Annotated in this window: 6 protein-coding genes; 2 read left to right on the top strand and 4 right to left on the bottom strand. The window is 69.6% G+C overall.

The genetic code is table 11. The annotated features are described in order from the left end of the window. Positions 1–348 precede the first annotated feature (348 nt). Positions 349–981 carry a hypothetical protein gene (locus KBY47_RS35830; protein ID WP_210928782.1) on the top strand — a complete coding sequence of 211 codons (633 nt, stop codon included), beginning with the start codon at positions 349–351 and terminating at the stop codon, positions 979–981. A 66-nt stretch (positions 982–1,047) separates the two neighbouring features. Here KBY47_RS35830 and KBY47_RS35825 read toward each other — a convergent pair whose 3' ends face one another. From KBY47_RS35825 to KBY47_RS35810, 4 genes are read right to left on the bottom strand one after another with little or no spacing between them, the layout of a single operon-like run. Beyond that, the gene (locus KBY47_RS35825) at positions 1,048–2,406 is read right to left on the bottom strand and encodes a GH1 family beta-glucosidase (RefSeq protein WP_210928781.1); all 1,359 of its coding nucleotides are present in this window, start codon (positions 2,404–2,406) and stop codon (positions 1,048–1,050) included. Between the two features lie 29 nt (positions 2,407–2,435). Then, a complete protein-coding gene (locus KBY47_RS35820; RefSeq protein ID WP_210928783.1) occupies positions 2,436–3,275 on the bottom strand; it encodes a carbohydrate ABC transporter permease in 840 nt (279 codons plus the stop codon). A gap of 13 nt (positions 3,276–3,288) precedes the next feature. After that, positions 3,289–4,296, bottom strand: a complete 1,008-nt coding sequence (locus KBY47_RS35815) for a carbohydrate ABC transporter permease (protein ID WP_210928779.1) — start codon at positions 4,294–4,296, stop codon at positions 3,289–3,291. 5 nt (positions 4,297–4,301) lie between these two features. Then, positions 4,302–5,618 (bottom strand): sugar ABC transporter substrate-binding protein, encoded by a 1,317-nt coding sequence (locus tag KBY47_RS35810; RefSeq protein WP_210928777.1) that lies wholly within the window; start codon positions 5,616–5,618, stop codon positions 4,302–4,304. A 239-nt stretch (positions 5,619–5,857) separates the two neighbouring features. Here KBY47_RS35810 and KBY47_RS35805 point away from each other — a divergent pair, with 239 nt between their 5' ends. Continuing rightward, positions 5,858–7,687, top strand: a complete 1,830-nt coding sequence (locus tag KBY47_RS35805; RefSeq protein WP_210928775.1) for a coagulation factor 5/8 type domain-containing protein — start codon at positions 5,858–5,860, stop codon at positions 7,685–7,687. Positions 7,688–7,723: the final 36 nt, after the last annotated feature.

Below are 7,723 nucleotides of genomic sequence, written 5' to 3'. Positions count from 1 at the left end.
TTCAGCGCCCGCCAGCCGGCCGCGGGCGGCCGGCCCCGGCCTGCGCGCTGAACGACGAGGACGCTGCGCCCCCGGACCGCACGCTGTTCGTGGCGGAGCTGCGCGCCACGGGCCCCACCAGCACTCGGCAAGACCGTCTGGGCGGAGCACACCCGCAGCAGCCCGAAACCGCGGGCTGACGGACGGCGTCCGATCCAGGGAGGGGACGGGCTCGGCCGGGTGTTCCTCGCCCCGACCATCGCGGGTATGTTCACCGCACTCGCGTGGCCTCCCGTCCGTCCGATCCACCCACGTGAACGACCCGACCACTCGTCCACGCCGCACACCGCCCCGAGAAGGAGCCGTCCCATGACCGACAGCACGTCAGAGAGACCAGACGCCACGCCCACACCCACCCAGGTGACTCACATCCCCACCCAGCCGGGCACCCCCCTGCCCCCGCAGCCTCCCACCGCCCCGCCGTACGGCTACCCGGCCCCGACAGCGGGCGGCGGCACACGCAAGGGCGGACTGATAGCGATCGGCGTGGTCATCGGACTGCTGCTCGCCGGGGGCGGCTTCGGGGCGTGGTGGGCGGTGAACGACGGCGACGACGGCGGCGACCCGACCGGCCACGTCGAGGTCTCGGACGGCAAGCTCGTCACCGACGACAACGTCTACGGCGAGGAGTGCGACGACACCGACGCCTTCTCCTACAACGACTGCGACAGCACGTCGACCGACGCGACCTACCAGTTCGACTACGAGATCACCAACAAGGGCGACGGCTTCGCCAACTACTCCGTCGTCGTCAACGCCTTCGACGAGGACGGCGACTACATCGGCCAGACCTACATCGGCGCCACCCACCTGGCCGCCGGGAAGACGGAGGCCGAGGAGGGCACCTTCAACGAGTACGACTCCTTCGAGGACGGACACGACGTCTCCGACATCGAGTCGGTGGAGGTCGCTTACGTGGAACGACGGTCGTTGGCCAACTGACCGGCGTGGCGGGGCTGTTGTTCCGGCGGGCACGCTTCCCTGCGCCCGCCGGCACAACTGCGGGGCTCACGCCGCCCGCCGCACCCGCCCGCCGTGCTCCCGGATCACGTCCGCGTAGTACCGTCCGCTGCCCTTGATCGTCCGTGCCTGGGTGCGGTAGTCCACGTGGACCAGGCCGAAGCGCTTGTCGTAGCCGTACGCCCACTCGAAGTTGTCCAGCAGGGACCAGGCGAAGTAGCCCGCCAGCGGGGCGCCCTTGCGGGCCGCCGTGGCGCAGGCCGCGAGGTGGGAGTGCAGGTACGCCTGGCGTTCCGGGTCGTCGATCGTGCCGTCGGGGCGGATGACGTCCGGGTAGGAGGAGCCGTTCTCCGTGACGTACAGCTTGCGGGCGCCGTAGTCCTCGGTGAGGCGGAGGAGGAGGGTTTCGATGCCGCTGGCGTCGACCTCCCAGTCCATGCCGGTCCGGGGGACGCCGGGGCGGTGGACCTGGCGGACGTGGGGGGCGGGGGCGGTCGGGTCGGACGCGATCGTCTGGGGGAAGTAGTAGTTCAGGCCCAGCCAGTCCAGGGGGGACGCGATCGCCGCCGAGTCGCCCTCGCGTTCCGGGAGTTCGACTCCGTACACCTCGCGCATGTCGGTCGGGAAGCCGCGGCCGTGGATGGGGTCCAGCCACCAGCGGTTGGTGTGGCCGTCCATGCGGCGGGCGGCGGCCCTGTCCTCGGGGGTGTCGGTGGCGGGGTGGATGGTGGAGAGGTTGTTGACGATGCCGACCTGGGCGTCGGGGGCCGCCGCCCGGATCGCCTGGGTGGCGAGGCCGTGGCCGAGCAGGAGGTGGTAGGAGGCTCGGACGGCTGCCGTGAGGTCGGTCCAGCCGGGGGCCATCGTGCCTTCGAGGTGGCCGATCCACGCCGAGCACAGGGGCTCGTTGAGGGTGGTCCAGTGGGTGACGCGGTCGCCGAGGCGGCGCGCGACCACCTCCGCGTACGCGGCGAAGTGTTCGGCCGTCTCACGTTCCGGCCAGCCGCCCCGGTCCTGGAGGGCCTGCGGCAGGTCCCAGTGGTAGAGGGTGACGGACGGGGTGATGCCCGCCTCCAGCAAGCCGTCGATCAACGCGTCGTAGAAGGCCAGGCCCTTCGCGTTCGCCGGGCCGTCGCCGCCCGGGACGACTCGGGGCCAGGCCACCGACAGGCGGTAGGCGTTGGTGCCCAGCCGGCGCATCAGCGCGATGTCCTCGCGCCAGCGGTGGTAGTGGTCGCAGGCGGTGTCGCCGTGGTCGTCGCCCGCGATCCTGCCGGGGGTGTGCGAGAAGGTGTCCCAGATCGACGGCGCCCGGCCGTCCTCCGCCACGGCTCCCTCGATCTGGTACGCCGATGTGGCCGTGCCCCACAGGAAGTCGTGCGGGAGTGCGGCGAGGTCGATGGTCACGGATGTCCTTTCGGAACGGGGGGCCGGGGTCACTTGACGGCTCCTGCCGTCAGGCCCGCGACCAGGTAGCGCTGGAGGAGGAGGAAGCCCGCGACGACCGGGACGCTGACGACCAGTGAGGCCGCCATGATCTGGTTCCAGTACACGTCGTTGAGGGTGGAGTAGCCCTGGAGGCCCACCGCGAGGGTGCGGGTGGTCTCGTTGGTCATGACGGAGGCGAACAGCACCTCTCCCCACGCCGTCATGAAGGCGTAGACCGCAACCGCGACGATGCCGGGCACGGCCGCCGGGACGACGACCCGGAACAGCGCGCCCAGCGGGCCGCAGCCGTCCACCATCGCCGCCTCGTCGAGGTCGCGCGGCACCGACTCGAAGTAGCCGATCAGCATCCAGATGGAGAAGGGGAGGGAGAAGGTGAGGTACGTGAGGATCAGGCCGCCGCGTGAGCCGAACAGGGCGATCCCGGTGGCGTTGCCGATGTTGACGTAGATGAGGAAGAGCGGGAGGAGGAAGAGGATGCCCGGGAACATCTGTGTCGACAGCACGGTCACCGTGAAGACGCGCTTGCCGCGGAACCGGTAGCGGCTGACCGCGTAGGCCGAGAAGACCGCTATCACCACCGAGCAGACCGTGGCCGCCGTCGCCACGATCAGGGAGTTCATGAAGTACCTCGCCAGCGGGACCGTCGACCAGATGTCGATGTACGGACGGATCGTCAGCTCGCTGGGCAGCCAGCGGAACTTGCCCGTGACGTCGGCGAGCGGCTTCAGGGAGCTGGAGACCATGACGTACACCGGCAGCAGGACGAAGCCGGTGAGCAGCGTCAGGAAGATCCGGCGGGTCCAGAGGAAGGAGCGGGGTGGGGCCATCGGGCCGCCGGTGCTAGACATCGGCCGTCTTCCTTCCTCTTGAGGTCAGCGCCAGGTACACGCCCGTCACCACGAGCAGGAAGAGCAGCAGCAACACCGACATCGCGGAGCCGGTGCCGAAGTTCCAGCTGACGAAGGACGCCTGGTAGATGTGGACGGAGATCAGGTCGGCCGCTTCCGGGGCCGCCTTGCCGAACATCACGTACGGCGTGTTGAAGTCGTTGAACGTCCAGAGGAACAGGACCAGCACCAGGACCTGGTTCACCGGCCTGAGGGACGGCAGTGTGATGCGGCGGATCTGCTGCCACATTCCCGCGCCGTCCAGGGCCGCCGCCTCGTACAGCTCCTTGGGGATGTTCTGGAGTCCGGCCATGACGATCAGGAAGGCGAACGGCCAGCCCTTCCACACCGACACCGTCAGCAGGGCGAAGAAGCTGTTGTCGCCGATCAGCCAGAAGGACGGCTTGTCGGTGAGGCCGAGCTGGTCGTGCAGGACGTGGTTCACCAGGCCGTTGTCGTGCTGGAACATGAACACCCAGGTGATCACGGCCGCGTAGACGGGCAGCGCGTACGGCACCAGGAACAGGGCGCGCAGGAGGCCCCGGCCACGGAAGGTGTCCTGCATGCAGACGGCCGCCGCCGTGCCGATCAGCCAGCACAGGCCGACCGACAGGACCGTGAAGACGCAGGTGGTGAGGAAGGAGCGGAGCAGCGCCTCGCCGACGGGGGCGTTGAAGTCCACCGCCAGGTCGTAGTTGTCGAGGCCCGACCATGGGGCGGTGCTCCAGTCGCGGATGTAGAACTGGGTGAGTTCCTTGAAGCTCATGACCACGCCGGTGACCATCGGCACCAGGTGGACGAGGAGTTCGAGGAGCAGGGCGGGCAGAAGGAGCAGGTACGGCAGTGAGACGCGGCGCAGGCGCCCGGTGCGGCGCGGGGCGCGCGCCGCACCGGGGGTGTTCTCGCCGCCGGGTCCGCCGCCGTCGGGGGCGTCGGTCTTCACCGGGACAGTGGTCGCCATCGGGGTCACTTCGTGGGCATCTGCTGCTGGGCCTTCTCCAGCGCCGCCTTCACCGAGTCGGTGGTGACCGGGCGTCCGGCGGCGGCGTCGGCGAAGAGTTCCTTGACGGCCGTACCGACCGTCGTCTCGAACTGTGACTCGTCCGCCACCTGGGGCAGGGCTACGGCGCTGGTGGCCAGGGTGTTCTTGAGTACGGCGTTGGCCGGGGAGTTGAACGCGGCGTCCTCCTGCGCGGCCTTGACCGGCGGTATGGAGCTGTAGGCCGTGTTGAGGATCTTCTGTTCCTCGTCGCTGGTCATGAACTTCACGAACTCGGTGGCGCCGTCGAGGTTGTCGGTGTTCTTGAAGACGGCCATGTTGATGCCCGCGACCATGGAGTTGACCTGGGCCCCGGCGCCGGGGGTGCCGGACTGGACGGGGACGGGGGCGATGCCGTAGTCGTCCTCGCTCATGCCCTGGGACTTGAGGTTGGCGGAGGCGGACTGCCACAGCAGCATCGCGGTGTTGCCCTTGGCGAAGTCGCTGACGGACTGGTTCTGCGCGTACTCGGCGTTGCCCGGCGGGATGACCTTGTCCTTCGCCATCAGGTCGACGTACTGCTTGACCGCGGCGACGGTGTTGTCGGAGGTGAAGTCGGCCTTGCCCTCGGCGGTGAAGAAGTCGGCGCCGTGCTGCTTGGCGAAGACGTACACGTGGTGGATGTTCTCCGAGGGGTTGGCGCCCTCGGCGCCCAGCACCTGCTTGCCCGCCGCCTTGATCTTCTTTCCGTCGGCGACCAGGTCGTCCCAGGTGGCGGGGGGTTCGGAGATTCCGGCCTCGGCGAAGATCTTCTTGTTGTAGTAGAGGGCGTACGCCATCGAGTACAGCGGCACCGCCGCCGGGTCCTGGCCCTCGGCGCCGGTCGAGCCGAGCGCGGAGTCGACGAAGCGGTCCCGGCCGCCGATCGCGGCGAACTTCTCCTCGTCCCAGGGCAGCAGCGCGCCGGTCGCCTGGAGGGACGCCGACCAGGTGTTGCCGATGTTCAGCACGTCGGGGCCCTGGCCGGAGGTGGTGGCGGTCAGGATCCGGTTGAGCAGATCGGACCAGGGCACGACCTCCAGCTTCACCTTGATGCCGGTCTGCTTCTCGAACTTGTCGAGTTCCGGCTGGAGGACCTTCTTGTCGATCTCGATGCTGGCGCCCTGGTTCGACGCCCAGTAGGTCAGCGTCTTGGGCGAGTCGTTGGACCCGCCGCCCGTGGACGAACCGCCTCCGCAGGCCGTCGCGGCGAGGGCGAGAGACAGGGTGACGGCGCCTACGGCCGCGGCTCGGATGCTGCGCATGGCTCCTGGTGTCCCTTCGGGGGAATCGCCCCCCTCACACCGGGAAGGGCTCCCCTCATGGCTTAATTTAGGACGTGAGTTAAACCGTGAACGCAGGGTCCGTCAAGGGTTTGGACACCATTCGCCGAACTCTGCCGCACCTCTTGACGGGTGCGTTGGACGCCTGAAGCATTCCCCGGCGAGAGAGCGCTCCCCGTACTCCCCATCGTTCACTTCCTGAACCAGGAGAGAGCCGCGCCATGCCCCCACTTTCCCGACAACAGCCGTCCGCCGAGCCCTCCGGGACCTCCGCCGGACCCTCCGCAGTCGGCCGCCGCGCCGTCCTCGGTGCCGCCGCCGCGACCGCGCCCGTCCTCGCCGGACTGGCCGCCGCCACCCCCGCGACCGCGGCCCCCACCGTGAAGCCCAAGCGGCCCCGCGCCCTCCCTGGTGGCGGCGACCTCGGCCCCAATGTGCTGGTCTTCGATCCGTCCACCCCGAACATCCAGGGCAGACTCGACGAGGTCTTCCGCCAGCAGGAGTCGGCCCAGTTCGGCACCGGCCGCTACGCCCTGCTGTTCAAGCCGGGCACGTACCACGGCCTCAACGCCCAGCTCGGCTTCTACACCTCCATCGCCGGGCTCGGCCTGTCCCCCGACGACACCACCATCAACGGCGATGTCACCGTCGACGCGGGCTGGTTCAACGGCAACGCCACGCAGAACTTCTGGCGCTCCGCGGAGAACCTCGCCCTCGTGCCCGTCAGCGGCACCAACCGCTGGGCCGTCGCGCAGGCGGCGCCGTTCCGCCGGATGCACGTCCGCGGCGGTCTCAACCTCGCGCCGGACGGCTACGGCTGGGCCAGCGGCGGCTACATCGCCGACAGCCGCATCGACGGCCAGGTCGGGCCCTACTCCCAGCAGCAGTGGTACACCCGGGACAGCGCGATCGGCGGCTGGCTCAACGCGGTGTGGAACATGGTGTTCTCCGGCGTCGAGGGCGCTCCCGGGACGAGCTTCCCCAACCCGCCGTACACCACGCTCACCACCACCCCCATCTCCCGCGAGAAGCCCTTCCTCTACCTCCAGGGCAGCGAGTTCCGGGTCTTCCTGCCGGAGAAGCGGACCAACGCCCGCGGGGTCACCTGGGGCAACGGCACCCCGCGCGGCACCTCCCTGCCGCTGACCCAGTTCTACGTCGCCCGGCCGGGCGTCAGCGCCGCCACCCTCAACCAGGCGCTGGAGCAGGGGCTGCACCTGCTCCTCACACCGGGCATCTACCGCCTCGACCAGCCGGTCCGGGTGAACCGCCCGAACACCGTGGTGCTGGGCCTCGGGTACGCCACGCTCATCCCGGACAACGGAGTCACCGCGCTGACCGTCGCCGACGTGGACGGGGTCCGGCTCGCCGGGTTCCTCGTCGACGCCGGGCCCGTCAACTCGGCCACCCTGGTGGAGATCGGCCCGCCCGGCGCCTCCCGGGACCACTCCGCCAACCCGACCACCGTGCAGGACGTGTTCATCCGCATCGGCGGGGCCGGGCCCGGCAAGGCCACCACCAGCCTCGTCGTCAACAGCCGCCACACCATCATCGACCACACCTGGATCTGGCGCGCCGACCACGGCGACGGCGTCGGCTGGGAGACCAACCGCGCCGACTACGGCGTCGTCGTCAACGGTGACGACGTGCTCGCCACCGGCCTGTTCGTCGAGCACTTCAACAAGTACGACGTGCAGTGGTTCGGGCAGCGCGGCCGCACGATCTTCTTCCAGAACGAGAAGGCGTACGACGCCCCCAACCAGGCCGCCATCCAGAACGGGTCGCTGCGCGGCTACGCGGCCTACCGGGTCGGCGACCGAGTCACCACGCACGAGGGGTGGGGGCTCGGCAGCTACTGCTACTACAACGTCGACCCGACGATCGTGCAGGAGCACGGGTTCGCCGCGCCGGTGACGGCGGGGGTGCGGTTCCACAACCTGCTGGTCGTGTCGCTCGGCGGCAACGGGCAGTACGCGCACGTCATCAACAACGTCGGGGCGCCCACCTCGGGGACCTCGACGGTGCCGTCGACCGTGGTGTCGTACCCGTAGGGCGGTGAACGGGGTGCGGTCGACCGTATGCGGTCG

Origin of the sequence: Streptomyces sp. B93 (assembly GCF_018070565.1) — a bacterium.
GTDB lineage: Bacteria > Actinomycetota > Actinomycetes > Streptomycetales > Streptomycetaceae > Streptomyces.
Note: the sequence above shows the minus strand (reverse complement) of the source record. Positions and strands in the feature narration are given on the sequence as shown.